The 25,529-nt window shown below is 60.1% G+C and carries 25 protein-coding genes and 2 pseudogenes; 11 read left to right on the forward strand and 16 right to left on the reverse strand.

Going from position 1 to position 25,529, the window contains the following annotated elements:
* Positions 1–51: 51 nt before the first annotated feature.
* From purC to dapA, 4 genes are read right to left on the reverse strand one after another with little or no spacing between them, the layout of a single operon-like run.
* A complete protein-coding gene (purC, locus tag PSH57_RS21525) occupies positions 52–765 on the reverse strand; it encodes a phosphoribosylaminoimidazolesuccinocarboxamide synthase (protein ID WP_057449754.1) in 714 nt (237 codons plus the stop codon).
* Positions 766–793: 28 nt separating this feature from the next.
* On the reverse strand, positions 794–1,552 hold the full coding sequence (locus PSH57_RS21530; RefSeq protein WP_305385419.1) for an MBL fold metallo-hydrolase: 759 nt from the start codon (positions 1,550–1,552) through the stop codon (positions 794–796).
* Between the two features lie 4 nt (positions 1,553–1,556).
* Positions 1,557–2,672 carry an outer membrane protein assembly factor BamC gene (gene bamC, locus PSH57_RS21535; RefSeq protein ID WP_305416084.1) on the reverse strand — a complete coding sequence of 372 codons (1,116 nt, stop codon included), beginning with the start codon at positions 2,670–2,672 and terminating at the stop codon, positions 1,557–1,559.
* A 17-nt stretch (positions 2,673–2,689) separates the two neighbouring features.
* On the reverse strand, positions 2,690–3,568 hold the full coding sequence (gene dapA, locus PSH57_RS21540; protein WP_305385421.1) for a 4-hydroxy-tetrahydrodipicolinate synthase: 879 nt from the start codon (positions 3,566–3,568) through the stop codon (positions 2,690–2,692).
* A gap of 315 nt (positions 3,569–3,883) precedes the next feature.
* Between dapA and PSH57_RS21545 the strand changes: the two genes are divergently transcribed.
* A complete protein-coding gene (locus tag PSH57_RS21545; RefSeq protein WP_047227965.1) occupies positions 3,884–4,444 on the forward strand; it encodes a glycine cleavage system transcriptional repressor in 561 nt (186 codons plus the stop codon).
* 10 nt (positions 4,445–4,454) lie between these two features.
* Positions 4,455–4,928: a peroxiredoxin gene (locus tag PSH57_RS21550; RefSeq protein WP_305385422.1), complete on the forward strand. Its 474-nt coding sequence runs from the start codon at positions 4,455–4,457 to the stop codon at positions 4,926–4,928.
* A 133-nt stretch (positions 4,929–5,061) separates the two neighbouring features.
* Here PSH57_RS21550 and PSH57_RS21555 read toward each other — a convergent pair whose 3' ends face one another.
* Both PSH57_RS21555 and PSH57_RS21560 read right to left on the reverse strand, forming a co-directional pair.
* The gene (locus tag PSH57_RS21555) at positions 5,062–6,132 is read right to left on the reverse strand and encodes an AI-2E family transporter (protein ID WP_305385424.1); all 1,071 of its coding nucleotides are present in this window, start codon (positions 6,130–6,132) and stop codon (positions 5,062–5,064) included.
* A 30-nt stretch (positions 6,133–6,162) separates the two neighbouring features.
* The gene (locus PSH57_RS21560) at positions 6,163–6,402 is read right to left on the reverse strand and encodes a sulfurtransferase TusA family protein (RefSeq protein ID WP_047227968.1); all 240 of its coding nucleotides are present in this window, start codon (positions 6,400–6,402) and stop codon (positions 6,163–6,165) included.
* Between the two features lie 98 nt (positions 6,403–6,500).
* Between PSH57_RS21560 and PSH57_RS21565 the strand changes: the two genes are divergently transcribed.
* Positions 6,501–7,934: a M48 family metalloprotease gene (locus PSH57_RS21565; RefSeq protein WP_305385426.1), complete on the forward strand. Its 1,434-nt coding sequence runs from the start codon at positions 6,501–6,503 to the stop codon at positions 7,932–7,934.
* Between the two features lie 45 nt (positions 7,935–7,979).
* Here PSH57_RS21565 and PSH57_RS21570 read toward each other — a convergent pair whose 3' ends face one another.
* The 6 genes and pseudogenes from PSH57_RS21570 to rpoE form a co-directional block, all read right to left on the reverse strand.
* Positions 7,980–8,888, reverse strand: a complete 909-nt coding sequence (locus PSH57_RS21570) for a LysR family transcriptional regulator (protein WP_305385428.1) — start codon at positions 8,886–8,888, stop codon at positions 7,980–7,982.
* A gap of 273 nt (positions 8,889–9,161) precedes the next feature.
* On the reverse strand, positions 9,162–9,935 hold the full coding sequence (locus tag PSH57_RS21575) for an SDR family oxidoreductase (protein WP_305385430.1): 774 nt from the start codon (positions 9,933–9,935) through the stop codon (positions 9,162–9,164).
* 221 nt (positions 9,936–10,156) lie between these two features.
* The gene (locus PSH57_RS21580; protein ID WP_305385432.1) at positions 10,157–11,584 is read right to left on the reverse strand and encodes a DegQ family serine endoprotease; all 1,428 of its coding nucleotides are present in this window, start codon (positions 11,582–11,584) and stop codon (positions 10,157–10,159) included.
* Positions 11,585–11,810: 226 nt separating this feature from the next.
* On the reverse strand, positions 11,811–12,758 hold the full coding sequence (locus tag PSH57_RS21585; RefSeq protein WP_305385433.1) for a MucB/RseB C-terminal domain-containing protein: 948 nt from the start codon (positions 12,756–12,758) through the stop codon (positions 11,811–11,813).
* A 9-nt stretch (positions 12,759–12,767) separates the two neighbouring features.
* The gene (locus tag PSH57_RS21590; protein ID WP_256231798.1) at positions 12,768–13,355 is read right to left on the reverse strand and encodes a sigma-E factor negative regulatory protein; all 588 of its coding nucleotides are present in this window, start codon (positions 13,353–13,355) and stop codon (positions 12,768–12,770) included.
* Between the two features lie 30 nt (positions 13,356–13,385).
* Positions 13,386–13,966, reverse strand: a pseudogene (rpoE, locus tag PSH57_RS29400) (RNA polymerase sigma factor RpoE/AlgU).
* A gap of 557 nt (positions 13,967–14,523) precedes the next feature.
* On the opposite strand from rpoE, the gene nadB reads away from it, so the two are divergent.
* The gene (nadB, locus tag PSH57_RS21605; protein WP_305385434.1) at positions 14,524–16,140 is read left to right on the forward strand and encodes an L-aspartate oxidase; all 1,617 of its coding nucleotides are present in this window, start codon (positions 14,524–14,526) and stop codon (positions 16,138–16,140) included.
* Here the strand turns inward: nadB and PSH57_RS21610 are convergent.
* Together PSH57_RS21610 and PSH57_RS21615 are read right to left on the reverse strand one after the other, a co-directional pair.
* Positions 16,109–16,561, reverse strand: a complete 453-nt coding sequence (locus PSH57_RS21610; RefSeq protein ID WP_305385435.1) for a protein YgfX — start codon at positions 16,559–16,561, stop codon at positions 16,109–16,111. The two genes, nadB and PSH57_RS21610, sit on opposite strands and share 32 nt — an antisense overlap.
* A complete protein-coding gene (locus PSH57_RS21615) occupies positions 16,545–16,799 on the reverse strand; it encodes an FAD assembly factor SdhE (RefSeq protein WP_305444738.1) in 255 nt (84 codons plus the stop codon). The genes PSH57_RS21610 and PSH57_RS21615 overlap by 17 nt, the downstream gene beginning before the upstream one ends.
* Positions 16,800–16,948: 149 nt before the next feature.
* On the opposite strand from PSH57_RS21615, the pseudogene ygfZ reads away from it, so the two are divergent.
* Positions 16,949–17,892 (forward strand): annotated as a pseudogene (gene ygfZ, locus PSH57_RS21620) (CAF17-like 4Fe-4S cluster assembly/insertion protein YgfZ).
* A 36-nt stretch (positions 17,893–17,928) separates the two neighbouring features.
* Entirely contained in the window at positions 17,929–18,750 is an 822-nt protein-coding gene (locus PSH57_RS21625) for an HDOD domain-containing protein (RefSeq protein ID WP_305385448.1), read from the forward strand.
* 184 nt (positions 18,751–18,934) lie between these two features.
* On the opposite strand, the gene PSH57_RS21630 is transcribed toward PSH57_RS21625, so the two are convergent.
* Both PSH57_RS21630 and PSH57_RS21635 read right to left on the reverse strand, forming a co-directional pair.
* Positions 18,935–20,326 (reverse strand): sensor histidine kinase, encoded by a 1,392-nt coding sequence (locus tag PSH57_RS21630; protein ID WP_305385449.1) that lies wholly within the window; start codon positions 20,324–20,326, stop codon positions 18,935–18,937.
* A complete protein-coding gene (locus PSH57_RS21635; RefSeq protein ID WP_047227978.1) occupies positions 20,319–20,990 on the reverse strand; it encodes a response regulator in 672 nt (223 codons plus the stop codon). The genes PSH57_RS21630 and PSH57_RS21635 overlap by 8 nt, the downstream gene beginning before the upstream one ends.
* A 235-nt stretch (positions 20,991–21,225) precedes the next feature.
* Between PSH57_RS21635 and PSH57_RS21640 the strand changes: the two genes are divergently transcribed.
* The 5 genes from PSH57_RS21640 to PSH57_RS21660 all read left to right on the forward strand — a co-directional run bounded on the left by PSH57_RS21640 (position 21,226) and on the right by PSH57_RS21660 (position 25,482).
* Complete coding sequence (locus PSH57_RS21640) at positions 21,226–21,351, forward strand: hypothetical protein (protein ID WP_305385452.1); 126 nt, start codon at positions 21,226–21,228, stop codon at positions 21,349–21,351.
* Positions 21,352–21,442: 91 nt separating this feature from the next.
* Positions 21,443–22,420: a Bug family tripartite tricarboxylate transporter substrate binding protein gene (locus tag PSH57_RS21645; protein WP_305385453.1), complete on the forward strand. Its 978-nt coding sequence runs from the start codon at positions 21,443–21,445 to the stop codon at positions 22,418–22,420.
* A 57-nt stretch (positions 22,421–22,477) separates the two neighbouring features.
* The gene (locus tag PSH57_RS21650; RefSeq protein ID WP_305385454.1) at positions 22,478–22,936 is read left to right on the forward strand and encodes a tripartite tricarboxylate transporter TctB family protein; all 459 of its coding nucleotides are present in this window, start codon (positions 22,478–22,480) and stop codon (positions 22,934–22,936) included.
* Between the two features lies 1 nt (position 22,937).
* Positions 22,938–24,452: a tripartite tricarboxylate transporter permease gene (locus PSH57_RS21655; RefSeq protein WP_256231808.1), complete on the forward strand. Its 1,515-nt coding sequence runs from the start codon at positions 22,938–22,940 to the stop codon at positions 24,450–24,452.
* Complete coding sequence (locus PSH57_RS21660; protein ID WP_305385455.1) at positions 24,445–25,482, forward strand: AbrB family transcriptional regulator; 1,038 nt, start codon at positions 24,445–24,447, stop codon at positions 25,480–25,482. The genes PSH57_RS21655 and PSH57_RS21660 overlap by 8 nt, the downstream gene beginning before the upstream one ends.
* Positions 25,483–25,529: the final 47 nt, after the last annotated feature.

The following is a 25,529-nucleotide window of genomic DNA, read 5'->3' on the forward strand; positions in this document are numbered from 1 at the left end:
AAGCGAACCCCCGGGCGAAATTTTTTCCGTGCTATCAGATGCTTGCGTCGATTACAGCGGTACGCCCAGACGCTGGGCGACTTCTTCGTAGGCTTCGATGACATCACCCAGACCCTGGCGGAAGCGGTCTTTGTCCATCTTCTTCTTGGTGTCCTTGTCCCAGAGGCGGCAGCCGTCCGGGCTGAATTCGTCACCCAGGACGATGGAGCCGTCGCTGAACACGCCGAACTCAAGCTTGAAGTCCACCAGCAGCAGGCCGGCGTCGTCGAACAGCTTGGTCAACACTTCGTTGACCTTGAGGGACAACTCCTTCATGCGCGCCAGTTGCTCGGTGGTGCCCCAACCGAACGCCACAACGTGGGATTCGTTGATGAATGGGTCGCCCTTGGCGTCGTCCTTCAGGAACAGCTCGAAGGTGTAAGGGTTGAGCTTCATGCCCTCTTCCACGCCCAGGCGCTTGACCAGGCTGCCGGCGGCGTAGTTACGCACGACGCATTCGACCGGGATCATGTCCAGCTTCTTGACCAGGCATTCGTTGTCGCCCAGCAGCTTGTCGAACTGGGTCGGCACGCCAGCGGCTTCGAGCTTCTGCATGATGAAGGCGTTGAACTTGTTGTTCACCATGCCTTTGCGATCGAGCTGTTCGATGCGCTTGCCGTCGAACGCCGAGGTGTCGTTGCGAAACAGCAGGATCAAGCGGTCTGCGTCGTCGGTCTTGTACACCGACTTGGCTTTGCCGCGGTAGAGTTCTTCACGTTTTTCCATGATGGGCTCCGCTTGCTAAGTAGATGGGCTAGGCGATATGTCGCCAGTCGAGCCCTGAATCTTGATCGGCCAGTTGCAGCCAGTCCGGGTCGCACCCGAGGGTGTCGACGAAACATTGCCGGGCCAGCTGCGGCAGGTTGTTCTTGCTGCTCAGATGGGCCAGGACCAGGTGTTGCAGGCCTTGCCAGCCCAACTCGGCCACCAGGAACGCCGCCTGGTGGTTGTTCAAATGTCCGTGCTCCCCGCCTACCCGCTGCTTGAGAAAGTACGGGTAGTACCCGCGCGCCAGCATGTCACGGCAGTGGTTGGACTCGATCATCAAAGCATCGAGGTCCCGGTAGCTGTCCATCACCCTGTCGCAATACGAACCCAGGTCGGTCAGCAACCCAAAGCGCCGCTCACCGTCGCTGAACACATACTGCGTTGGCTCCCGGGCATCGTGCGCCACGCTGACCACGCTGACATCCAGGGCACCAATGCGCAGTTGCTCGCCACCGGCCACGAAGCCAGCAGGTTCGATGGGCTTACGCAGACCCGCCAGTGTTCCGCGGCTCAGGTATACCGGCAGATTGTAGCGCCGAGACAGCAAACCCACGCCATGCACGTGATCGGCATGTTCGTGGGTTACGAGTATCGCGCTCAATTGCGCCGGGTGCACACCCAGGCGCAACAGGCGTTTCTCGGTTTCTCGCAAAGAGAAACCACAATCGACCAGCACATACGTGCCGGCGCTGGCTATCAGCGTGCCGTTCCCTTGGCTACCGCTGCCGAGAACGGCAAAACGCACCGGATCAGCCCAGGTTGTCCTGAATCACGCCCAACACCTTGCGGGCCACATCGGCCGGCGCCACGGTGTTGATGTTTTTCTCGACGGTCACCTGAACGCTCTCACCCACCTTGCTCAGGCGAACCTGATAACGCTCGGCACGGGCTTCAATTTCTTCCTTGTCCGGCGCGCTGCCGAACAGACCACTGAAGAAGCCAGGCTTCTCATCTTTATTCTCGGCCTTTTCGGCGAGGTTGATGTAGTACAGGCCCAGGCTGCGGTTGATGTCTTCAACCCGCCACTCACCCTGCTCCAGCGCGCGACCCACACTCGACCAGGCGCGATCCAGGTCGGAGCCGACGTTGAGCACCGGGTTGCCGCTGCCGTCTTCGCTCAGGCTGACGCGGCTCGGCACGTCGAAATCCCGGGATGCAAGCATCGAAACCGAACCGCCCTGTTCTGCGGTGCGGCTCATGCTGGCGAGCATGTCGTCCACCAGCGCGGCGTCCAGGCCGGTGTTGACCGAACGGTTGGTGAAGGCCACATCGGCGGTGCTGCCGGCAGGACGTTCGGCGCTGACCACGTAGATTTCACTGGTGTTGCGCTGCACGCCTGGCTCGATGCGAACCCGCACGCGGCTTTCGCTGTCGGCACCGACACCGGCGGCGCTCAGGCGCTTGGCCATGGCGGCGGACAGCTCATCGGCACGTTGCCAGGTCGTGGTGAACTCGCCCGTTTGCGGGCGCTGTTCGTCCAGGCGGAAACCGTTGTCCTGGAAGAACTGGATCGCCACGGGCCAGACTTCGGCCGGTGGATGCTGGGCCATGACCCAGCTTGAATCGCCACTCTTCTGCAGGGTGTAGTCGCTGGCATCGGCCATGGCCGTGAGCGGCTGTGGACGGGGGACGATGTATTCACCCTTGACGCTGTCGTCAGCCACATTACGCGGGATCGGCAGCAACGGATCCAGACGCTTGGCGACATTGACATCGGGGGGCAGTTGCATCGGTGCAGTCTGTTGCGCTTCCAGGTAATCGCTACCACGGTCGCGGAAGTAACCTTCCGGGCCCCAGACCCATCCGCAGCCGCTGGTGCTGGAGATAATCAAGGCAAGTGCGGAAAGTCCGGCCATTCGCTTCATGCGTTGTACTTCCTCAATTAAACCAGGACGCCCGACTGGCGCATGGCCTGCCGAAGCGGTTCGTGACAGGCTTCGCTCAGCCAGGTGAGCGGCAGGCGGATGCCTTGATGCATCAGGCCCATTTCAACCAAAGCCCACTTCACCGGAATCGGGTTGGCTTCGATGAACAGGTCCCTGTGCAGCGGCATCAGTTTTTCGTTGATGGCCCGCGCGGTCTCGGCGTCGCCCTTGAGCGCAGCCTCGCACAGGTCGGCCATTTCGCGCGGAGCGACGTTGGCGGTGACGGAGATATTGCCCTTGCCACCCAGCAGGATCAGTTCGACCGCGGTCGGATCATCGCCGGACAGCACGATGAAGTCATCGCTCACGCCAGCGAGGATGGCTTTGGCGCGGTCCAGGTGGCCGGTGGCTTCCTTGATGCCGATGATGTTCGGCACGGTGGAGAGGCGAATCACGGTCTCGGCCTGCATGTCGCAGGAGGTACGGCCAGGAACGTTGTAGAGAATCTGCGGGATGTCCACAGCCTCGGCAATGTGCTTGAAGTGCTGGTACAAGCCTTCCTGGGTTGGCTTGTTGTAATACGGCACGACGAGTAGGCAGGCGTCGGCGCCGGCTTCCTTGGCGTTACGGGTCAGCTCGACGGCTTCGCGGGTCGAATTGGCGCCGGTACCGGCGATCACCGGAATCTTCCCGGCTACCTGCTTGACCACGGCACGGATGACTTCGATGTGCTCATTGACGTCGAGGGTTGCCGACTCGCCGGTGGTACCGACGGCGACAATGGCATGGGTGCCGTTTTCAAGGTGGAAGTCCACGAGTTTGCTGAGGCTGGCCCAGTCAAGACGCCCTTGTGCATCCATGGGTGTGACCAGTGCCACCATACTGCCCGCAATCATGAAACCGCTCCTGCCGGAAAAAGAGAGCGGTAATGGTACTGGCGCCAAGATGCTTGTACAAGCGAACTACCATTCCCCTTGGCGATGGTTTTCGCTACCCTTCAGGCTTTGATCGGTACCGATAAGCTCATACGCCGGTTCCCAGCCTCCGTTTTCGTCGCCACAAGCCCCATTCCTGCGTTTGTCTTGCCGCATTCCCGCCGTCCCGGAATGCAGCGCAACCCCAGGCACAGGGCTTGAGTCGTTCGTTTCTCCAGGTCTGTCACCGTGCCGAGCTACAAAAGTGCCGACCGCTCATCGTTTTAGGAATGCTGCATGTCCACCCCCACAGTCCGCGAACAATTCCTTGTTATCAGTGCCCTTGGCGCCAACCCCATGGAGCTGACTAACGTCCTGTGCCGCGCCAGCCATGAAAATCGCTGCGCCGTCGTAACCTCACGCCTGACCCGTCACGGCGAATGCAGTGCGCTCGTGCTTGAAATCTCCGGCAGCTGGGACGCCCTGGCCCGCCTGGAAGCCAGCTTGCCAGTGCTGGCCAAGAAACACGCCTTCACCGTCAACGTGGTGCGCAGCGCCGCCCTGGAAAACCGTCCCCAGGCGCTACCCTATGTCGCATATGTGAGTTCGGCCTATCGCCCGGACATCATCAACGAGCTGTGCCAGTTCTTCATGGACCACCATGTCGAGCTGGAAAACCTGACCTGCGACACCTACCAGGCTCCGCAGACCGGCGGCACCATGCTCAATGCCACGTTCACCGTGACACTGCCGGCCGGCACCCAGATCAGTTGGCTGCGCGATCAGTTCCTGGATTTCGCCGACGCGATGAACCTCGATGCCCTGATCGAACCGTGGCGCCCTCAAAACCCAATGTAAGGAAGCGTTCATGGCCGTTGCCATCGACCAACCGGTTACCGATTTCCAGGCGCCCGCCACCAGCGGGCACACCGTCAGCCTCGCCGCCCTTAAAGGCAAGCAGGTGGTGATTTACTTCTACCCCAAGGACAGCACCCCGGGCTGTACTACCGAAGGCCAGGGTTTTCGTGACCAGTACGCGCAGTTCCAGGCTGCCAACACCGAAGTGTTCGGCGTATCGCGCGATAGCCTCAAGTCCCACGAGAACTTCAAGTGCAAGCAGGAGTTCCCGTTCGAACTGATCAGCGACAAGGACGAGGCCGTCTGCCAGCTGTTCGACGTGATCAAACTGAAAAAGCTCTATGGCAAGGAATACCTGGGCGTTGATCGCAGCACGTTCCTGATCGACAAGGATGGTGTGCTACGCCAGGAATGGCGCGGCGTGAAGGTGCCGGGACATGTGGAGGCGGTGTTGGCGGCGGCTCAGGCTCTGAACAAGGCCTGACTTTTGGGAGCGCCTGCTCCACCTCCTTCGCGAGCAAGCCCGCTCCCACATGGATCTGCGACAATCTAACCATGTGGGAGCGGGCTTGCTCGCGAAGGGGCCATCAGCCTCACCAGCTAATTCAGATTGACCGCTACAACAACGGCGCCACAACCGGCTCCCGGCTCGGCCACGCATCCAGCACCGCCTTGAACAGGGTCGCCAGGGGAATCGCAAAGAACACCCCCCAGAACCCCCACAGCCCGCCAAACAGCAACACCGCGCAGATGATCGCCACCGGATGCAGGTTCACCGCCTCGGAGAACAGCAGCGGCACCAGTACGTTGCCATCGAGCGTCTGGATGATCCCGTAGACCGCCATCAGATAAATGAACTGATCGCTCCACCCCCACTGGAACAGCGCAATCAACGCCACCGGCACGGTCACCACCACGGTACCGACGTAAGGCACCACCACCGAAATACCCACCAGCAGCGCCAGCAGTGCGGCGTAATTGAGCCCCAGGGCCACGAAGCCGATATAGGTCACGCCGCCGCAGATGAAAATCTCGATGACTTTTCCGCGAATGTAATTGGCGATCTGGTGATTCATTTCCTGGGCCACCCGAGTGATCAGCGCCCGCTCGCGGGGCAGATAGCCACGAACCCAGCGCCCGATCATTTCCCGATCCTTGAGAAAGAAAAACACCAGGATCGGCACCAGCACCAGGTAGATCATGATGTTCACCAGAAGCGGCAGGCTGGACAAAGAAAACGTCAGCGCCCACTGACCGAACGTGCCGATCTGGCCACGCACCACCTCAATGGCCTGCAGTACCTGTTCATCGGAGACCAGATGCGGATAGCGCTCAGGCAACAGCAATAACAGCGACTGCCATTTGACGAGCATCCCGGGCAATTCGTTGAACAGCGTCACCAACTGATGCCAGAGCAGCGGCATGATCACGACGACGAACACCACCAACAAACCCATGAACAGGGCGAATACCAGCCCTACCGCCATGGCGCCAGGCAGCCGCATCCGTTCCAGCGTCGTGACCAGCCCTTGCATCAGGTACGCCAGCACCATCCCTGCCAGCACCGGCGCGAGCATGCCGCCGAGCGTGAGGACTGCCGTGAATGCCAGGAACAGCAACACTGCCAGCACGACTGCCTCTTCGTCGGAGAAGTAGCGCTGGATCCAGTCGCGTAACACCTTGAACATTAAAAATCCTTAAGGGCCACTGTCGGTTTTTCAGGCTTTCTTCAGCCAGTAACGGTAGACGCCGTTGTCGTCTTCTTCACGCAGCAGGGTATGACCGGCCAGACGGGCAAAGGTGCGGAAATCACGCTGGGAGCCCGCATCCGTTGCGGTCACCTTGAGCACGGCGCCGCTGGCCAGACGATTGAGTTCCAGCTTGGCCTTGAGCAGTGGTAACGGACAATTCAGGCCACTGGCGTCCAGTTCGGCATCGGGGGCTACAGCATCGGTCATCGGTTCACTCCGCAGCAGGTCGTTGAGCGACTTAGAATATCTGGTCCCAGGCCTGGTGTCCGGCTACAGTAGGGTCTTTGTCAACTAAGGCTTCGTGCATGACATTTCTGCGCCCCACCCTGCTGACGCTCGCTTGCCTGCTTGCCTCACCGGGCTTCGCCGACGACCTGCCGTCACTTGGCGACGCCAGTTCTGCCATCGTCTCGCCACAACAGGAGCACCAGTTGGGTCGCGCCTGGCTGGCCTTGCTGCGCAGTCAGGTCTCACAGCTCAACGATCCACTGCTCAAGGACTACGTCGAGTCCAGCGTTTACAAACTGGTGGAGACCAGCCAGGTCAACGACCGACGCCTGGAATTCATCCTGATCAATAGCCCACAGCTCAACGCCTTCGCCGCACCCGGCGGAATCGTCGGGGTAAACGGTGGATTGTTCCTCAACGCGCAAACCGAAGGCGAATACGCCTCGGTCATGGCCCACGAGCTGGCGCACTTGTCGCAACGCCACTTTGCCCGGGGCGTCGAAGCCCAGCAACGCATGCAGGTGCCGATGATGGCAGCGCTGCTGGCCGGCATTGTGATCGCCGCCGCCGGGGGTGGTGATGCCGGGATCGCGGCCATTGCCGGCACCCAGGCGGCCGCCATCCAGGAACAACGGCGCTTCTCTCGTCAGAACGAGCAGGAAGCCGACCGCATCGGCATCCAGAACCTGGAAAAGGCCGGCTATGATCCGCGGTCCATGCCGAGCATGTTCGAGCGGCTGATGCGCCAGTACCGTTTCGACGCCAGGCCCCCTGAATTCCTCCTGACTCACCCGGTGACCGAATCCCGAATCGCTGACACCCGCAACCGCGCCGAACAGGCAAGGCCAGGTGGCATCGAGGACAGCATGCGTTATCAATTGATTCGCGCACGGGTCAAGTTGATCTACGAAGAAACTCCGGGACTGGGCGCCAAGCGCTTCCGGGCGCAGTTGGATGAAAACCCGAAGAACGACGTGGCCCGCTATGGTTTGGCGATCGCGCAGATCAAGGGCGGCCAGTTGAATGAGGCCCGGGAAAACCTCAAGCAGCTGCTGGTCAAATCGCCCAACGAGATCATCTATAACCTGGCCCAGGTCGATCTGGACATCACCAGCAACAAGCTGCCAGACGCTCAGGCTCGCGTCGACCGGATGCTGACCCAGTACCCGGGCAACTATCCATTGAATCAGGTGCGTGTCGACCTGCTGCTCAAGCAGAACCGTCCCGCCGACGCCGAGAAAGCGCTTGAGGACCTGCTCAAGACTCGCCCCGACGATCCGGACGTCTGGTACATGGTGGCAGAGACTCGGGGGCTGTCGGGCAATATCATTGGCCTGCATCAAGCCCGCGCCGAATATTTCGCACTGGTAGGCGACTACCGTCAGGCCATCCAGCAACTGGACTTCGCCAAACGGCGCGCCGGTAGCAATTTCCCGCTGTCGTCACGCATCGACGCCAGGCAGCGCGAGCTCATGGAGCAGGAGCGCATGGTCAAGGACATGATGGGGTAAGCCTTGAGTCAGAAAGGCGCCCCTCGTTTCAAGGACCTGTCCCGATCAGGTCTCCAGATGCGGTTTCATGAGTGCTTCGAACCACTCATGAAAGACCGCCAACCGTCGTGAACGCTGGCGCCGATGCGGGTAGAGCAAAGAGACCGGCATGGATGCCGCACGATAATCCGGCATGACCTCCATCAACTCACCTGAATCCAACAAATGCTGGACATCGAAGCGAGGAATCTGAATCAGCCCCAGGCCTCCACGACAGCAGGCGATGTAGCTTTCGGCATTGTTCACAACCACCTGACTGGGCAGCTCGATCAGATGTTCACTGTCATCGCTGGACAGGTACTCCCAGGGCAGTTCTCTGCCTGATTTCGGCGATGCGTAGCCCACAGCCCAATGTCCGCTGGACAGTTCCTCCGGCTTAAGCGGCTCTCCGTACTCACGCAAATAGTCGGGGCTTGCGCAATTGACCAAGGCAATGTGGCCCAGCGATCGCACGACGAGGCTGCTGTCATGCAGTGCACCGATGCGCACCGCGCAGTCCACACCTTCGCGCACCAGATCGACGGCACGATCGGTTGAACCCAGCGTCACGTGCAATCGAGGATAGCGACGCAGCAATCCGGCTAGCGCCGGGGCAATAAGGCGGCGGGCAATACGGCTGGGCGCATCAATGATCAATCGGCCGGAAACCTGATGCTTGCTGGCCTGAAACAACTGATCGATGTCTTCCACTTCGGCGAGCAGGGACCGCACGCGCTCCAGAAGCTGCTCGCCGTCAGCTGTCAGCCGCACCTGTCGTGTCGTCCGATGCAATAAACGCCCACCCAGGTGCGCCTCCAACTGCTGGATGGCCGCCGACACTGAAGCGCGTGGCAACTGCAGGGCATTGGCCGCCCTGATAAAGCTACCCATTTCCGCCACTTGCGCGAACACGCGGTACTGGTCGAATCTGTCCATTCATCTGCCCTGTCGATATTCCTGGGCTGGCAACGAGCCAACCGCAACGCCTACCTGGCGCCCAGCCCTCGGCTCATAAGCCACCAAAGCCCTGAACTTCCATTTTTGCCAAATGCGCACACGACAAGTAGAAGAATAGCCACAGTTGCGGGTCGCCCCACCTGTCCAACCCGCGCGGTGTAAGCCCAACGCGAGAGGGCCGGTATCAGCCAGATCAAAAGCGCAGTCAGCAACACGCCTACCGCGCCAAGCATCATGCTCTGAATGATCGGCTCACTTGGTGGTGTAGCCGCCGTTGATAAGGATGGTCTGCCCAGTGATCCACCAGCCATCGCTGACCAGATGACGAATGAAAGGCACGACGTCTTCAATATCGGTCAGACCCGTCTTGCTCGAGGACGACAGTGCGGCAGCTGTCTTGTGGTAGGCCACCGCGTCGGCACCTTCGGCCGGGTAGAAGAACGGCGTATCCATTGGACCGGGCCCCACGGCAGTCACCGAGATACCCCGTGCACCGAACTCCTTGGAGGCCGCACGAGTGTAATGCTCAACCGGTGCCTTGGTACCGGCATAGGCCGCATAGAACGGGGTGAATGCCCCCAGAAGAGAAGTCACCAGCGTACAGATCTTGCCATTGTCATTGACGTGCTTGCCTGCTTCCTTGAGAAAGAAAAAGGCCACCTTGGAATTGACCGCTGTCATCTCGTCGTAATCGACTTCGCTGACCTCGGCGAGTGGTTTTTTGAGTACTTTGCCCACGGTATTGATGGCGATGTCTGGCCTGCCGACCACGGCAATGGCGTCGGCAAACAGCTTTTCGACAGCACCGGCCGTCCTTAGGTCGCCCTGCAAGGCCACGGCCTGTGCACCGCAGGCCTGGATCGCTGCCACGGTCGCATCGGCGTCCGCTTTGGAAGCGGCGCTGTTGTAGTGGATCGCAACGGCTTTGGCGCCTTGCTCGGCCAAATCACGGGCGATCAAGCCGCCGAGGTTTTTGGCGCCGCCAGCGATGAGAACGATTTTGCCTTGGATGGAATGGTCTGGCATGGGATATCTCCTTCATGAATCGATGGAGATCGGAGCTTAGGCGACCCAAGCAAGCTGATAAATCGCCTGCGGCTGGATACATCATCCAGAAAAAACATCCAATCAAGGGCAATTGATCAGGTGTGACATGCAATCGACCAGCAATCCAAGCCACCAGCCAGGCCTGACACCCATAAAAAAACCGCCTCTATCGAGGCGGTTTTTTTGGGGTAGCTAAGCGATCATTCGGCCAGTTTGAAAGTAATGAAACTCGCACGGCCTTGACGCAGAACCCGCATCGAGACCGAACGATTTTTCGGCAACGCCTTGGCGATGTCGGTGAACTCCTTGGTCGAACCGATTGCCTGGTTGTTCAAATGAGTAATGATGTCGCCTGGTTGCAGGCCGATCATGGCCGCAGGACCGTCCTGCACCTCCTTGATCACTACACCACCTTGCAGCTCCAGGGTCCGCTTTTGCTCCGGCGTAAGCTCCGCTACCGCCACGCCCAGACGATTGCTGCTACGTTCCGCGCCTGACTTGGCCAGCGAATCCAGCTCCTTGCCTTCCTCAGGAATGGCGCCAACGGTCAACTCGACGTTTGTGCGTTTACCTTCGCGGATCACTTCCAAATTAGCCTTGGAACCGGCTTTGAGGGCGCCCACCAGATGTGGCAGGTCAGCGGACATGACGATCGGCTGGCCATTCATGCTCAGGATCACGTCGCCCACTTGCAGGCCACCTTTGGCAGCCGGACCATCCTCCTGAATTTGCGCCACCAGCGCACCGGCAGGTTTCTCCAGACCGAACGACTCGGCCAGGTCTTTGTTCACTTCCTGGATGACCACGCCCAACCAGCCGCGGCTGACCTTGCCTTCGGTTTTCAGTTGGTTGGATACGTCCATGGCAACATCGATCGGAATCGCGAAGGACACGCCCATGAAACCGCCCGAACGGGTATAGATCTGGGAGTTGATTCCCACTACTTCACCGTCGAGGTTGAACAGCGGGCCACCAGAGTTACCTGGGTTGATCGGCACGTCAGTCTGGATGAACGGCACGTAGTTTTCGTTCGGCAGGCTGCGACCGATTGCGCTGACGATGCCCTGGGTTACGGTATGGTCGAAGCCGAACGGCGAGCCGATGGCCACGACCCACTGGCCAGCTTTCAGGTTCTGGGATTTGCCCAGTTTGAGCACGGGCAGGTCTTTACCTTCGATCTTCAGCAGCGCCACGTCAGAACGCGGGTCAGTGCCGATCAGCTTGGCCTTGAGTTCACTACGGTCTGCCAGGCGTACCAGGATCTCGTCGGCATCGGCAATCACATGGTTATTGGTCAGGATGTAACCGTCGGGCGAAATAATGAAGCCTGAGCCCAGGGACTGCGCTTCACGTTGGCGGCCACCACCGGGAGAGCGCGGTTGCGGCATCCCGCGCTCGAAGAACTCGCGCAACATCGGCGGCAAACCTTCCAGATCCGGCATCTGCTGGTCCATCACCCTGCGTTCCGGCAGTTTCTGGGTGGTACTGATGTTCACCACCGCGGGCGAGGCTTGCTCGACCAGCTCAGTGAAGTCAGGCAATTCGACCGCCATAGCGGGAACGGCCTGACCGAGCACAAGCACAGTGGCAAAGATGGAGAGATAGGTTTTCAAGCGTGGTATCGACATACGGCTCCCGTTACGACGAGCGTGGTTAAGCGATATGGAGCAAGAAATACCAGGGGAAGATACGCCGGTATTTTTGTTCCGCAAACAGGCAAGGCCAGAGCCGAGCGGCTCTGACCTATAGAAAAAAAAATGGGATTTTGCAAATGAAAATACTGACAGGAAGTTTCGGCATTTCGATCAAGTCCCGGCATTACAAGCCTCTTTCCTAATCGAACCACCCAGGCAGCTATTGAGTCGCCGTGGCATCGGAACGCATGGAAAGCGCGATCCGTTCCGCTGTGCCAATGGGAATTTCGCCGACCACCGTAACCATCATTTCCCCTTGGGGTGTCGTGAGTCGACGCGAAACGGCAGCCGTCGGGCCGAGCTGAGTACGGGTATCAGTCACGGTAGCACCGTTCAATGGCTCCAGAAACACTGAGAAGCGAGCCAGGCCATCGTCGTACATCAGGCTGCTGACCTGAACCTTGGTCTCCGGGTCCTTTCTCATAGCGCTGCTGCTCAGCTCAAAACCGGGGGGCAGCCAGTCCGAATGCCAGGCAGTTTTCACGATCGGGTTCTTACCGGCGTTCTGCGCTACAACCTTGCATTCGGCAGTCGCTTGCAAATCGCCCTCTGACGGCTCGGTAATGTTCAAACGCGTGAACTGGAAACGTTCGAGCAATTGGCCCTTGTCATTGAGCAACAAAGACTTGAGGGGCAAGCCAGTCTCTCTGTCCAGATGCAATTCGAAACCATAACGATGCTGGTCCTTGGGCGTCAGCGCCACAATCACCGCCGGGCGCCCGGCCACACGCGACTTGCCAATGACGGCAAGGTCATACCAATTCTTGAGTTTTTGCGGATCAAGCGCACGTGCCGTGCCTTCAGGCGTATTCCCCACCCCTGCAACCAAGGAGCCACTTACGCATTGAGTACGTCCATCAATGCGCAGGACTTCCTGTGCCGAACCGTCGAGCTGGAGTAGCCGCTCGCGGACTTTGCCATCCTGGACACGATGCCAGATGTTATGGGTAGAAAAACTACCGTTGCGCTCGTAAACGAAAGTGCCCTGAAAGCTTTGCTGTTGCTCGGCTTGACTCAGACGATTCAGCCAGTCCTGAGCCTCACCGGCATGGGCTGGAATGACGCACCAGGCACCAAGCAGAACTGAAAAGAGAGGTATGGCGCGCAATGGTCCTCCTTAGCGGTTTTCCAGACTGGCTGCACGGGCGTAAGGCAGCGCGCTTTCGGTACCTTTCAGAGCAGCTTCTTGGGCATGCTGACGCAGGTAATTGGGCAGACGCTGATCATGCCAGCCTGGTTGGCCTTGCAGCACACCGTTGGCCATCGGACCTGCGACTTCTGAGCTTTCGCTGTAACCGGCCAACACTGCCGGCCCCTTGACCTGCGGAGCGGCCAAGCCTGGCTGATTGGACTGCTGCGCCATCTGCACGCCAGCAATCTCATCCTGGTTGTACAGGCGCACACCGGCCAGAACAGCTACGGTAACCGAAGCGGCAACCGCCAGACGACCCAGGTTACGCCATGGGCTACGGGAGGCTTTTGCCGGAACAGCTTCATCAGCCAGTGCAGCAGAAACAGCCGCAGCGATGTCCAGACGCGGAAGCAGCAGGTCCTTGTGCATGACAGCCCGGGCGATCTGGTAACGAGCCCAGGTCTCACGGGTTTCAACATCGTCGAAGGCATTCAGTACCCGACGCAATTCCAGTTCGTCCGCTTCGTTATCCATCACTGCGGACAGCGATTCCTGCAGGGCTTCACGACTCATGGCGTTCCTCTCTTGGCTGTCGCCGCTGTCTCAGTTTTCCTGCAACAATGGTTGCAGGGCTTTATCAATGGCCTCCCGAGCGCGGAAAATCCGGGAGCGCACGGTGCCCACTGGACATTGCATGACGCTGGCAATGTCCTCGTAAACTCAGACCGTCGAATTCACGTAAAGTTAGAGCCGTACGCAAATCTTCGGGCAGTTGCTGGATGGTTCGATGGACAGTGCCTTCGATCTCATCGCGCAGCAACGCTCGTTCTGGTGACTCAAGATCCTTGAGGCCATGATCGCCATCATAGAACTCTGCATCCTCAGAACTCACATCACTATCCGGCGGCCGGCGGCCGCGTGAAACCAGATAGTTTCGCCGTGTTAATGGCGATGCGGTAAAGCCACGTGTAAAACGCGCTGTCTCCGCGAAAATTACCAAGTGCACGGTAAGCCTTGATGAAGGCTTCCTGAGCAACATCCTGGGCTTCATGGGTGTCGTGCACAAAACGCACGATCAACCCGAGAATTTTGTGCTGGTATTTCAGCACTAGCAGATCGAAAGCTCGCTTGTCGCCGCGTTGAACGCGCTCGACCAGTTGCTGATCCTCTTCCTGGGTTAGCATGAACACTCCTCGATAAGCTCGAAGGAGGCCTGCATTACTAATCGACCGGGCTTGCAACCATAGACTCGGGCTTTTCGCAAAAGTTCTCCCCCTTCAAGCAAGTTTCCGGCGTGCTCTGATCCGGCACGCACGAAAAGCGCAGCACGAGATTCCCCGGCTGCGCGAATAATCTGTCGCCGGGCCTGTCGGCAAAGATTCAAATCCTAATCTTGCACCAACCCGACGTTGTTCCCTTTTGCAGACAACCGTCTATTGAACCCGGTCGCTCGGCAAAAGTTCCAACTATTTATAGCCGTGTGTATGGAACATCGGGGAACCCTGACGAGATAAACAGCCTTTCATCCTCGAAACGGTCGCCTTGTCGCCCATCCACCAAAATCGTGACCCGACGAAGCGCATCGCTTTTCTGTCATCTTGGTTTCACATTGCCATGAATACGCCGCTATTGTGCCGATCCCCCTCTCTATATACTAGTGGGCTGCATGGCTGCCTGACCCATTGAAACGGATGTCTTGCGCCAACCCCGACCCGGGTCGTTTTGAGCGGAAACCTTTCAAATGAGCCAACAGTTCCAACACGATGTTCTGGTAATCGGCAGCGGCGCCGCCGGATTGAGCCTTGCGCTGACCCTGCCTGAACATCTGCGCATCGCAGTACTGAGCAAAGGCGACCTGGCCAACGGTTCGACGTTCTGGGCCCAGGGCGGGGTCGCGGCCGTGCTGGATGACACCGACACTATTGAATCGCATGTCGATGACACCCTCAATGCCGGCGGCGGCCTGTGCAATCCAGACGCTGTGCGTTTCACCGTCGAGCACAGCAGGGAGGCCATACAGTGGCTGATTGACCAGGGTGTGCCTTTCACCCGTGACGAGCAATCGGGCACCGAAGACGGTGGTTTCGAATTTCACTTGACCCGCGAAGGCGGTCATAGTCATCGACGCATCATTCACGCGGCCGATGCCACCGGCGCGGCGATTTTCAAGACACTGCTGGCCAAGGCCCGCCAACGGCCAAATATTGAGCTTCTGGAACAACGAGTCGCGGTCGACCTGATTACCGAAAAACGCCTGGGCCTGGACGGTGATCGCTGCCTGGGCGCCTACGTACTCAACCGCGGCACCGGCGAAGTCGACACCTACGGCGCACGTTTCGTGATCCTGGCTTCCGGCGGCGCAGCGAAAGTCTATTTGTATACCAGTAACCCCGATGGCGCCTGTGGGGACGGCATTGCCATGGCCTGGCGCTCGGGTTGCCGGGTGGCGAACCTGGAGTTCAACCAGTTCCACCCTACATGCCTCTACCATCCGCTGGCCAAGAGCTTCCTGGTCACCGAGGCCCTGCGCGGTGAAGGTGCTCACCTGAAGCTTCCCAATGGCGAGCGCTTCATGCAGCGCTTCGATCCCCGTGCCGAACTGGCACCCCGGGATATCGTCGCCCGCGCCATCGACCACGAAATGAAGCGCCTGGGCATCGACTGCGTCTACCTGGACATCAGCCACAAACCCGAAGCGTTCATCAAGAGCCATTTCCCGACGGTGTACGAGCGTTGCCTGGAGTTTTCCATCGACATCACCAAGCAACCGATTCCGGTGGTGCCGGCGGCGCACTACACGTGCGGTGGGGTGATGGTGGACCAACAGGGTCGCACCGACGTACCAGGCCTGTATGCCATTGGCGAAACCAGTTTCACCGGCCTGCACGGCGCCAACCGCATGGCCAGCAACTCGCTGCTGGAGTGTTTCGTCTACGCCCGCTCGGCGGCGGCGGACATTCTTGAACAACTGCCGCAGATCGCCATTCCAGCCGCCCTCCCCTCGTGGGATGCCAGCCAGGTCACCGATTCGGACGAAGATGTGATCATTGCTCACAACTGGGACGAGCTGCGGCGCTTCATGTGGGACTACGTCGGCATCGTGCGCACCAACAAACGCCTGCAAAGGGCGCAGCATCGGGTGCGGCTGTTGCTGGATGAAATCGATGAGTTCTACAGCAACTACAAAGTCAGCCGCGACCTGATCGAGTTGCGCAATCTGGCACAGGTGGCTGAGTTGATGATCCGCTCGGCCATGGAACGCAAGGAAAGTCGGGGGTTGCACTACACCCTCGATTACCCGGACCTGCTGCCCGAAGCGCTGGACACTATTCTGGTGCCGCCCACCTACGCCGGCTGAACTTGAGCCGAACCCGCAGGCGCCGGTGCAGATCCGGCGCCAGCGCATCGCGGGGCACACACAGCGAGCGGACCCGCCACTCACCCCGCAAGCGAAAACGCAGCACGATAATCATCGGCAACGCCAGGCTGTCCGGGCGCAATTGCACCGCCTGCCAGCCAGCGGCCCTGTTCCACAGCTGCCAGCCATCGGCATCACGACGCAACCGACAAAAAGCCTGATGATGGGTCAACAATAGATGTCGCGGTAGCGTCCAGGCGCCATGGGCCAGGCACAGCACCACGCCAAGGGCGATTAACCAGAGCGGGACCGACAACAGCAACAACGAACCCAGAGCGAAGGCCTGAGCCAGGAGATAGGCCGCCAGCAGTTGCCCGGAGGCCTGCCAGCGGCATTCAAAGCGATTACTTGGGCTGGACACGGTCCAGGATCATCCGAACCATGCGCTGCAGCTCCGGGTCTTCGGATTCACTGCGCTCCATGAACCAGCCGAACATGTCCTCATCCTCGCACTCGAGCAGGCGCACGTAGCACGCACGGTCCACGTCGTTAAGGTGGGGATAGACTTCTTTCACGAACGGCACCAGCAACACATCAAGCTCAAGCATGCCGCGACGGCTGTGCCAGTAGAGGCGATTCAGTTCAACATCTTCGACCATGGAGCGCTCCTCAAATAGAGCGCAAGTATACAGGCCCCGCCGCGATGGAACAGACGGCTCAGCTCAGGCACCACCGATCCTTTGTGAACTACCCATTTCAAGGGCGCCCCCTTATGATGTCCACCAGACTATTTACCCTGCGATGACCCATGGCTGATTCCGCTTTTTTCTGCACCCTGTCCCACGAAGGCGTTCTCGCGGTCCGCGGCGTGGATGCTGGCAAATTCCTGCAAGGCCAATTGACCTGCAACCTCAACTACCTGAGCGACAGCCGGGCAAGCCTTGGTGCCCGCTGCACCCAGAAAGGCCGGATGCAATCGAGTTTCCGCATCCTGCTCCAAGGCGATGGTGTACTGATGGCAATGGCCACCGAATTGCTCGAACCGCAACTGGCGGACCTGAAAAAATATGCCGTGTTCTCCAAATCCCGACTGACCGATGAAAGCACCGCCTGGGTTCGCTTCGGTCTGGAAAACGCCGACACGGCACTCGTAGCCTTGGGCCCTCGAACTGCCGGCCGACACCGACAGCGTCGTTCGTCATGATTGCCTGATCGCCATTCGCGTCTCTCCCAACCGCGCCGAACTCTGGGCACCCGCTGAACAGGTCGAAACGCTTGTAGCCCGGCTGCGTCAACAGTTGACCGAGGGTGAGCTGAACCAGTGGCTGCTGGGCCAGATCCGCGCCGGGATCGGCCAGGTCATGCCGGCCACCCGTGAACTGTTCATACCGCAGATGCTTAATCTGCAAGCCGTCGGCGGTGTGAGTTTCAAGAAAGGCTGCTACACAGGCCAGGAAATCGTCGCCCGCATGCAGTACCTGGGCAAGCTCAAGCGGCGCCTGTATCGCCTGCAACTGGACGCCAGCGAGCTGCCCGAACCCGGTACCCCTTTGTTTTCCCCCACGCACGGCAGCTCCATCGGTGAAGTGGTGATGGCCGCTCGCGCCGAACGAAACATTGAACTGCTGGCCGTGGTACAGGGCCGAAGCTGCAGAAGATGACAATTTGCACCTCGGCGCGCTGGAAGGCCCGGGCCTGCAATTGCTCGACCTGCCTTACGAACTGGACCGCGACCGCGAAATCCAGCGCTGATCGCAGCATTTTGTCGTAACACCCTAGAGAAACGAAATGAGCGATTTGGCGGATAAGGTCCAACGGGATTTGGTGGAGGCCATCGATAACGATGACCTGGTTCTGCCAACATTACCGGAAGTGGCCCTGCAGATTCGCCGGGCCGCCGAAGACCCGGAGATCAGCGTCAGCAACCTGAGCAAAGTGATTGGTCGTGACACGGCGCTTTCAGCGCGCCTGATAAAAGTGGTCAACAGCCCACTGCTGCGAGCTACCCAGGAAGTCACAGACCTGCACACAGCCATTACCCGGCTGGGGGTCAACTACAGCAGCAACCTGGCCATCGGTCTGGTCATGGAGCAGATTTTCCATGCCCGTTCCGAAGTGGTAGAGCAGAAGATGCGCGAGGTCTGGCGCAAAAGCCTGGAAATCGCCGGCGTCAGCTATGCGTTGTGCCGTGTCTATACGCAACTCAAACCCGACCAGGCCGCGCTGGGCGGGCTGGTGCATCAGATCGGCGTACTGCCGATTCTCACCTACGCCGAAGACAACAATGAATTGTTGTCTGACCCGGTCAGCCTCACCCATGTCATCGAAACGATTCACCCGGTGCTGGGGGACAAGTTGCTCAGTGTGTGGGAGTTTCCAGAAAGACTGGTGAAGCTGCCGGGGTTGTATCTGGACTTCACCCGAGATTCGAAACAACTCGATTACGTCGACTTGGTGCAGGTCGCTGCCTTGTATTGCTACAAGGACACCGACCACCCCCTCGGCAGGATTGATGCCTTCGCGGTACCGGCTTTCAAGAAGCTGGGCATCGACCCGGAAAACAAAGCCAGGTGTGCGGAGATCGAAGAAGCGCGGTCGATGTTTTATTAAGCAACCAAGCTGAAGCCCATGAACTTGAGCCCAGGCACTGAACCTGTGGCGAGGGGATTTATCCCCGCTGGGCTGCGAAGCAGCCCCAAACTGGCGATTCAGGTGTATCAGACAGAGCGCCAGGGGCCGCTTCGCGACCCAGCGGGGATAAATCCCCTCGCCACAAATAGAGTTCGGCTCTGGATCAGTCTGAGCCTGGGATAAAACTCACCCGCACCTTCAACCCACCCTCCTGCCCGTCATGCAGCGTGATTTGCGCCAGATGCGCACGGCAGATTTCGCCAACGATCGCCAACCCCAAACCAGAACCAGCCACTTGCTGGTTACGTCGATAGAAGCGCTCGAACACGCGGTCCCGTTCATGCAGAGGGATGCCCGGCCCGTCGTCCTCGACCTCGAGCACCGCAGGCGCTGTAACCCGCAGAATCACATTGCCGCCCGACGGGGTATGGGCCAGGGCATTGTCCACCAGATTGCTCAACAACTCGTTCAACAAGGTCGGCTCACCTCGCAGCCACACCGGCTCGTCGGCTTCCAACGCCAACGCCACGCCGCGGGCATGGGCCAACGGGGCCATGGCCATGCCTAGCTCCCGTGCCAGTTGGCTGAGATCAAGCAACTGCGCGCCGCCCTCGGCGATGGCCCGGGCACCGTTCTCGACACGTGCCAAGGACAGCAACTGATTCGCCAGATGGGTCAACCGATCCGTGCCCTGGGCTGCGGTTTCCAGAGTTTCTCGCCAAGTCGCCGGCTCGCTGGCGCGTAGCCCCAGCTCAAGCCGAGCCTTCAACGCGGCCAAGGGCGTGCGCAGTTCATGGGCGGCATCGGCGATGAATTGCGCCTGACGCTCGAACTGCCCACGAAGACGTTCGGTAAAATGGTTGAGGGCTCGCACCAGTGGCCAGAGTTCATGCTGGACCTCCACCAGGGGTAACGGGCGCAGGTCGTCCGGCTGGCGCTCCTCCACCGCCGTGCGCAAGCGCTCCAGCGGGCGCAGGGCAGCACTGACGGCGAACCACACCATCAACAGCGCGCCCACCGCCAGCATGCCCAGGCGCAATAGCGTGTCAGCCATCAGGCCGCGGGCCATGCTGATCCGCGCTTCTTCGGTTTCCGCCACGCGAATTTCCGCCATGCCATTCATGTTTGGCTCACTCACCGCCTTGAGCAAACTCACCACCCGCACATCCTGTCCCTGATAGCTGGCGTTATAGAAGCGCGCCAGGGCCGGGTAATCGTCCGTACGCGGCGTACCGGGCGGTGGGCCCGGGAGGTTTTCGTAGCCGGAAATCAGTTTCTGGTGAATGTCATTGACCTGGTAGTAAATGCGCCCGGCGCTGTCGTAGGCGAATGTATCCAGAGCCACGTAAGGCACGTCCGCGCTAAGACTGCCGTCGCGTTGCGACAGGCCAGCGGCGATCGTCCGGGCGGAGGCCAGCAGCGTGCGGTCGTAGGCCGTGTCCGCAGCCTCGCGACCGTTCCAGTAAGCGCTCAGGCCACTGGCGAGCATCAGCACCACCAGCAACAGCGCCAGGTTCCAGAGCAGTCGCCAACGCAGGCTGTCGGGCTTATGCATCGCGGGTTTCCAGCAAGTAGCCCAGTCCCCTGAACGTCACGATCGCCACGGCATGGCCGTCGAGTTTCTTGCGCAGGCGGTGGACGTAGATTTCAATGGCATCGGGGCTGGCCTCTTCGTCCAGGCCAAACACCTGGGCCGCGAGTTGCTCCTTGCTCATCACCCGCCCGGGCCGGGCGATCAATGCCTCCAGCACGGCCTGCTCGCGGGAAGTCAGGGTCAGCAATTCGTCGTCGAGGGTGAAGCGGCGGGTGTCCAGGTCATAAATCAACCCACCACAGCGCTGTTGGCGTTCGCCACCCAGAACGCTGCGGCGCAACAGTGCCTTGACCCGAGCTTCCAGCTCAGTGAGTTCGAAGGGCTTGGCCAGGTAATCGTCAGCGCCCAGGTTCAGCCCATGGACCCGATCCTTGACGTCGCTACGGGCGGTCAGCATCAACACCGGCAAAGTCTTGCCCCGGGCCCGCAGCCGGGCCAGCACCTCGAAACCGTCCATACGCGGCAGCCCCACATCGAGAATCGCGACCGCGTACTCCTCGCTGCTCAAGGCCAGGTCGGCCGCCACCCCGTCGTGCAGCACATCCACGGTCAAACCGGTGCTCTTGAGCGCCTGGGCTACACTTTCGGCCAGCTGGAGATGGTCTTCGACGAGCAGGACACGCATTGGGTTTCACCTCGATTCAGGGATGGTCGGCACCCTTCTGTGGCGCGGAGTTTACAGCCGCATCCGCCTCTGTGAAGCCAAAAACATCGTGAAAGCTTTTGAAAGGTTAGCGAAAGGTTGGCCGGTTAGAGTCCTCCAACGGTCAGTTTCGACTGCCAATCGCGAGACACCTCGCGAACGAAAAACGCCCCGAAGCGTTTTCGCCAAATAAGAACAATAGAGCGGAGTATTCACCATGCTGTCCATACAGCTCCAGGCCCCGACGCCTGCTCGCCCTTCCCGCTTCAAGCAGACCACCTTCATTTGCGCCGCCGCTTTCGCCGGTCTTGCACCGTCGTCCCTGTGCGTCTGCGCCACGTGACCTCTTGCTCCTGATGGCCCGTTGTCGATTCCCGAAGGGTCCGGCAACACCAAATGTGCAACACACAACAACAACTCCTGTGGAGACAAAAATGAACCTATCACTGCGTAAAGTAGCCCTGGCCGCTGGTTGCCTGATGTTCGCCGGGCAGTTGCTCGCCGAACCCAAGCGTCCGGAATGCATCGCCCCGGCCGCGCCTGGCGGCGGCTTTGACCTGACATGCAAACTGGCCCAAAGCGCCCTGGTGAACGAAAAATTACTGACCAAACCGATGCGCGTGACCTACATGCCCGGCGGCGTCGGTGCGGTGGCCTACAACGCAGTGGTCGCGCAGCGCCCGGCCGACGCCGGCACGCTGGTGGCCTGGTCCAGTGGCTCGTTGCTGAACCTGGCCCAAGGCAAGTTCGGTCGTTTCGACGAAAACGCCGTTCGCTGGCTGGCAGCCGTTGGCACCAGTTATGGCGCCATCGCGGTGAAGAGCGATTCGCCCTACAAGAACCTCGATGATCTGGTACAGGCACTGAAGAAAGATCCAGGTTCCGTGGTGATCGGTTCCGGCGGTACCGTCGGCAGCCAGGACTGGATGCAAACCGCGCTGGTCGCCAAGGCCGCGGGTATCGACCCGCGCAAACTGCGCTACGTGGCACTCGAAGGCGGTGGCGAGATCGCAACGGCGCTGCTGGGCGGCCATATTCAGGTAGGCAGTACGGACATTTCCGACTCCATGCCACACATCCAGAGCGGCGACATGCGCCTGCTGGCAGTGTTCGCTGAGAAGCGCCTGGATGAGCCGGAAATGAAAGACATCCCGACTGCCCGCGAACAAGGCTATGAGATCGTCTGGCCGGTGGTTCGCGGCTTCTACCTCGGGCCAAAGGTCAGCGATGAAGACTACGCCTGGTGGAAAAACGCGTTCGACAAGCTGCTGGCTTCCGAAGACTTCGCCAAGTTGCGTGACCAGCGCGAACTGTTTCCGTTCGCCATGACCGGCCCGGAACTGGACACCTACGTGAAGAAGCAAGTGGCCGACTACAAGATGCTGGCCAAAGAGTTTGGCCTGGTCCAGTAATCGCCTCTGTTCTCGCGGCGGCGCCTGCATCACTGCGGCGCCGCCCAGGAGTTAGTCATGCTCATCCAACGTATTTTCGCTTCAGTGCTGCTGCTGGTTTGCGTCGGCCTCGCGCTGATGGCCTGGCCCTACCATGCGGCCTTTTCCTATGAGCCGGTCGGCCCGCGCGCCTTCCCCTTGCTGATGATCGGGCTTCTGAGCCTGGCCCTGCTCTATATGGTGTTTCGTCCGACGCCCATCGTGCACAGCGACGACGATCCGCAACTGGATCGGGAAACCCTGCAAAAAATCGGTATCTGCGTCGTACTGCTGCTGATATTCGCCGGGACCTTCGAACCCCTGGGTTTCATCCTCGCCAGCATTGTGGTCGGGGTTCCGATGGCGCGCCTGTATGGCGGTCGTTGGGTGCCGAGCGTGGTGATCATCAGCCTGATGGCCATCGGTCTCTATCTGTTGTTCGACAAGCTGATGGACGTGCCGCTGCCCTTGGGCCTGCTCGACGTTCTGGAGAATTGATATGGATACCCTGAATTATCTCGGCCAGGGTTTTGGCGTTGCACTGACCCCCTATAACCTCGTTACCGCCCTGAGTGGCACCCTGATCGGCACCGTGGTCGGCCTGCTGCCGGGCCTGGGACCGATCAATGGCGTAGCGCTGCTGATCCCGATTGCATTCGCCCTCGGCCTGCCACCGGAGTCGGCGCTGATCCTGCTGGCGGCCGTGTACCTGGGTTGCGAATACGGCGGACGAATCAGCTCGATCCTGCTCAATATCCCGGGTGAAGCCTCCACCGTCATGACCACCCTGGACGGCTACCCGATGGCCCGCAAAGGCATGGCCGGCGTCGCCCTTTCGCTGTCAGCGTGGAGCTCGTTCATCGGTGCGTTCATTGCCACCTGCGGCATGGTGCTGTTCGCCCCGCTGCTGGCCAAATGGGCGATTGCCTTCGGACCGGCGGAATACTTCGTCCTGATGGTGTTCGCCATCGTCTGCCTCGGCGGCATGGCCGGTGACCGCCCACTCAAGACCTTCATCGCGGCGCTGATCGGGCTGTTCCTGTCCTGCGTCGGGATTGATGCCAACAGCGGCGTGTACCGTTTCACCGGTGACAACATCCACTTGACCGACGGCATCCAGTTCGTCGTGCTGGTGCTGGGCCTGTTCTCCATCAGTGAAATTCTGTTGCTGCTGGAGAAGACCCATCGCGGCCAGGAAGCGGTGAAAGCCACCGGGCGGATGATGTTCAACTTCAAGGAAGCGGCATCGGTGTTCTGGGTGAACGTGCGATGCGGCGTGCTTGGCTTCGTCATGGGCGTGTTGCCAGGCGCCGGTGCGACCCTGGCCAGTGCCGTGGCGTACATGACTGAAAAACGCATCGCCGGTGCAGACGGTACGTTCGGCCAGGGCGACAAGCGAGGCCTCGCCGCCCCGGAAACCGCCATCGGCGGCGCCGCCTGCGGTGCATTGGTACCGATGCTGACCCTGGGTGTTCCGGGTTCCGGTACCACGGCGGTGATGATTGGCGCACTGTCGCTGTACAACATCACTCCGGGTCCGCTGCTGTTCCAGCAACAACCGGACATCGTCTGGGGCCTGATCGCTTCGTTGTTCGTCGCCAACATCATGCTGGTGATCCTCAACATCCCGATGATCCGCGTCTTCACCCGTATCCTGGCCGTGCCGAACTGGGCATTGGTACCGGTCATCGCGATCATCACCGGGATCGGCGTCTACGCGGTACACGCCACCACGTTCGACCTGTTCCTGATGATCGGTATCGGCATCTTCGGTTACATCCTGCGCAAGCTGGACTTCCCGTTGTCGCCGGTCCTGTTGGGCTTCATCCTCGGTGGCCTGATGGAACAGAACCTGCGTCGTGCGCTGTCGATTTCCAACGGTGCGCTGGAAATCCTCTGGTCGAGCCCGATCACCCTGGGTTGCTGGGTATTGACCGTCATCATGCTGCTGATGCCAGTGCTGCGGATCTGGCGCCGTCGTTCGGCTCAACGTCGCGCCCTGGCCAATGTCTGAGGCAACCCTCAGACAATGGTGGGGAACACCGCTGGTCGGTCTGGCCGGCGGTTATCTGGCCAGCCTGATCGGCTGGCCTTTGCCCTGGATGGTTGGCTCGTTGCTGGCGATCATCCTGGTGCGCTGCCTGACGCCATGGCAACTGATGGAAATCCCCGGCGGCCGTAAATGCGGCCAGTGGGTGGTAGGCATCGGTATCGGCCTGCACTTCACCCCGGTGGTGATGGAGCAGGTGTTGAGCCATTTTGGCCTGATCTTTTTCGGCGCGCTGATCACCAGCGTGTCCAGCGTGGTGAGTGTGTGGCTGATGCGCCGCACCGGCGAAGACCGCGCCACCGCTTTTTTCTCCAGCATGCCGGGCGGTTCCGGCGAGATGGTCAACCTCGGTGCCCGCAATGGCGCCGATCTGAGCCGCGTCGCTGCGGGGCAAAGCCTGCGGGTACTGGTAGTGGTGCTGTGCGTGCCGGCCGCTTTCAAGTACTTGCTCGGCGAAGGCGCCCCGGTGCAGCACGCTGCCACGGTGGACTGGCTGTGGCTGGCAGTGCTGTTCCCTGCAGGCGCCCTGCTCGCCTGGATCTGGGAACGTTTGCGCCAGCCCAATCCATGGCTGTTCGGGCCGTTGCTGGTGAGCGCGGCGGTGAGCATCAGCTGGGACCTGCACATCAGCCTGCCCGACGGTGGCAGCCAGATCGGCCAATGGTTGATCGGTAGCGGCTTGGGTTGTCATTTCAATCGGCAGTTCTTCCGCCGTGCGCCGTCGTTCATGGGACGTACCCTGATCGGCACGGTGTTGACGATGCTGATCGCCACCCTCGCGGCCTTGGGCCTGAGCACGCTGACTCATCTGGACTTGCGTTCGTTGACTCTGGGCATGATGCCCGGCGGTATCGCGGAGATGAGCCTGACGGCGGAGACGCTACAACTGTCGGTACCGCTGGTGACGGCGTTGCAGGTGATGCGGCTGCTGTTTGTGCTGTTTCTGGCGGAGCCGTTGTTCAGGTACTGGACTCGCAAGCCGGGTTCGGACTGATGCATTCATCGCGAGCAAGCAATTGCGGCTCACGCTGATCAATGTGG

The organism is Pseudomonas hefeiensis, assembly GCF_030687835.1.
Taxonomy (GTDB): Bacteria; Pseudomonadota; Gammaproteobacteria; order Pseudomonadales; family Pseudomonadaceae; genus Aquipseudomonas; species Aquipseudomonas hefeiensis.

Excerpts from the sequence above, each read along its gene's own strand:
- bamC (WP_305416084.1), bottom strand. The coding sequence starts at position 2,672 with ATGAAGCGAATGGCCGGACTTTCCGCACTTGCCTTGATTATCTCCAGC.
- dapA (WP_305385421.1), bottom strand. The coding sequence starts at position 3,568 with ATGATTGCGGGCAGTATGGTGGCACTGGTCACACCCATGGATGCACAA.
- PSH57_RS21640 (WP_305385452.1), top strand. The coding sequence starts at position 21,226 with ATGCTGTCCATACAGCTCCAGGCCCCGACGCCTGCTCGCCCTTCCCGC.
- PSH57_RS21615 (WP_305444738.1), bottom strand. The coding sequence starts at position 16,799 with ATGGTCGAAGATGTTGAACTGAATCGCCTCTACTGGCACAGCCGTCGC.
- PSH57_RS21630 (WP_305385449.1), bottom strand. The coding sequence starts at position 20,326 with ATGCATAAGCCCGACAGCCTGCGTTGGCGACTGCTCTGGAACCTGGCG.
- PSH57_RS21545 (WP_047227965.1), top strand. The coding sequence starts at position 3,884 with ATGTCCACCCCCACAGTCCGCGAACAATTCCTTGTTATCAGTGCCCTT.
- PSH57_RS21580 (WP_305385432.1), bottom strand. The coding sequence starts at position 11,584 with ATGTCGATACCACGCTTGAAAACCTATCTCTCCATCTTTGCCACTGTG.
- PSH57_RS21635 (WP_047227978.1), bottom strand. The coding sequence starts at position 20,990 with ATGCGTGTCCTGCTCGTCGAAGACCATCTCCAGCTGGCCGAAAGTGTA.
- PSH57_RS21625 (WP_305385448.1), top strand. The coding sequence starts at position 17,929 with ATGAGCGATTTGGCGGATAAGGTCCAACGGGATTTGGTGGAGGCCATC.
- PSH57_RS21650 (WP_305385454.1), top strand. The coding sequence starts at position 22,478 with ATGCTCATCCAACGTATTTTCGCTTCAGTGCTGCTGCTGGTTTGCGTC.
- PSH57_RS21560 (WP_047227968.1), bottom strand. The coding sequence starts at position 6,402 with ATGACCGATGCTGTAGCCCCCGATGCCGAACTGGACGCCAGTGGCCTG.
- PSH57_RS21655 (WP_256231808.1), top strand. The coding sequence starts at position 22,938 with ATGGATACCCTGAATTATCTCGGCCAGGGTTTTGGCGTTGCACTGACC.
- nadB (WP_305385434.1), top strand. The coding sequence starts at position 14,524 with ATGAGCCAACAGTTCCAACACGATGTTCTGGTAATCGGCAGCGGCGCC.
- PSH57_RS21550 (WP_305385422.1), top strand. The coding sequence starts at position 4,455 with ATGGCCGTTGCCATCGACCAACCGGTTACCGATTTCCAGGCGCCCGCC.
- PSH57_RS21575 (WP_305385430.1), bottom strand. The coding sequence starts at position 9,935 with ATGCCAGACCATTCCATCCAAGGCAAAATCGTTCTCATCGCTGGCGGC.
- PSH57_RS21645 (WP_305385453.1), top strand. The coding sequence starts at position 21,443 with ATGAACCTATCACTGCGTAAAGTAGCCCTGGCCGCTGGTTGCCTGATG.
- PSH57_RS21565 (WP_305385426.1), top strand. The coding sequence starts at position 6,501 with ATGACATTTCTGCGCCCCACCCTGCTGACGCTCGCTTGCCTGCTTGCC.
- purC (WP_057449754.1), bottom strand. The coding sequence starts at position 765 with ATGGAAAAACGTGAAGAACTCTACCGCGGCAAAGCCAAGTCGGTGTAC.
- PSH57_RS21555 (WP_305385424.1), bottom strand. The coding sequence starts at position 6,132 with ATGTTCAAGGTGTTACGCGACTGGATCCAGCGCTACTTCTCCGACGAA.
- PSH57_RS21570 (WP_305385428.1), bottom strand. The coding sequence starts at position 8,888 with ATGGACAGATTCGACCAGTACCGCGTGTTCGCGCAAGTGGCGGAAATG.
- PSH57_RS21590 (WP_256231798.1), bottom strand. The coding sequence starts at position 13,355 with ATGAGTCGTGAAGCCCTGCAGGAATCGCTGTCCGCAGTGATGGATAAC.
- PSH57_RS21660 (WP_305385455.1), top strand. The coding sequence starts at position 24,445 with ATGTCTGAGGCAACCCTCAGACAATGGTGGGGAACACCGCTGGTCGGT.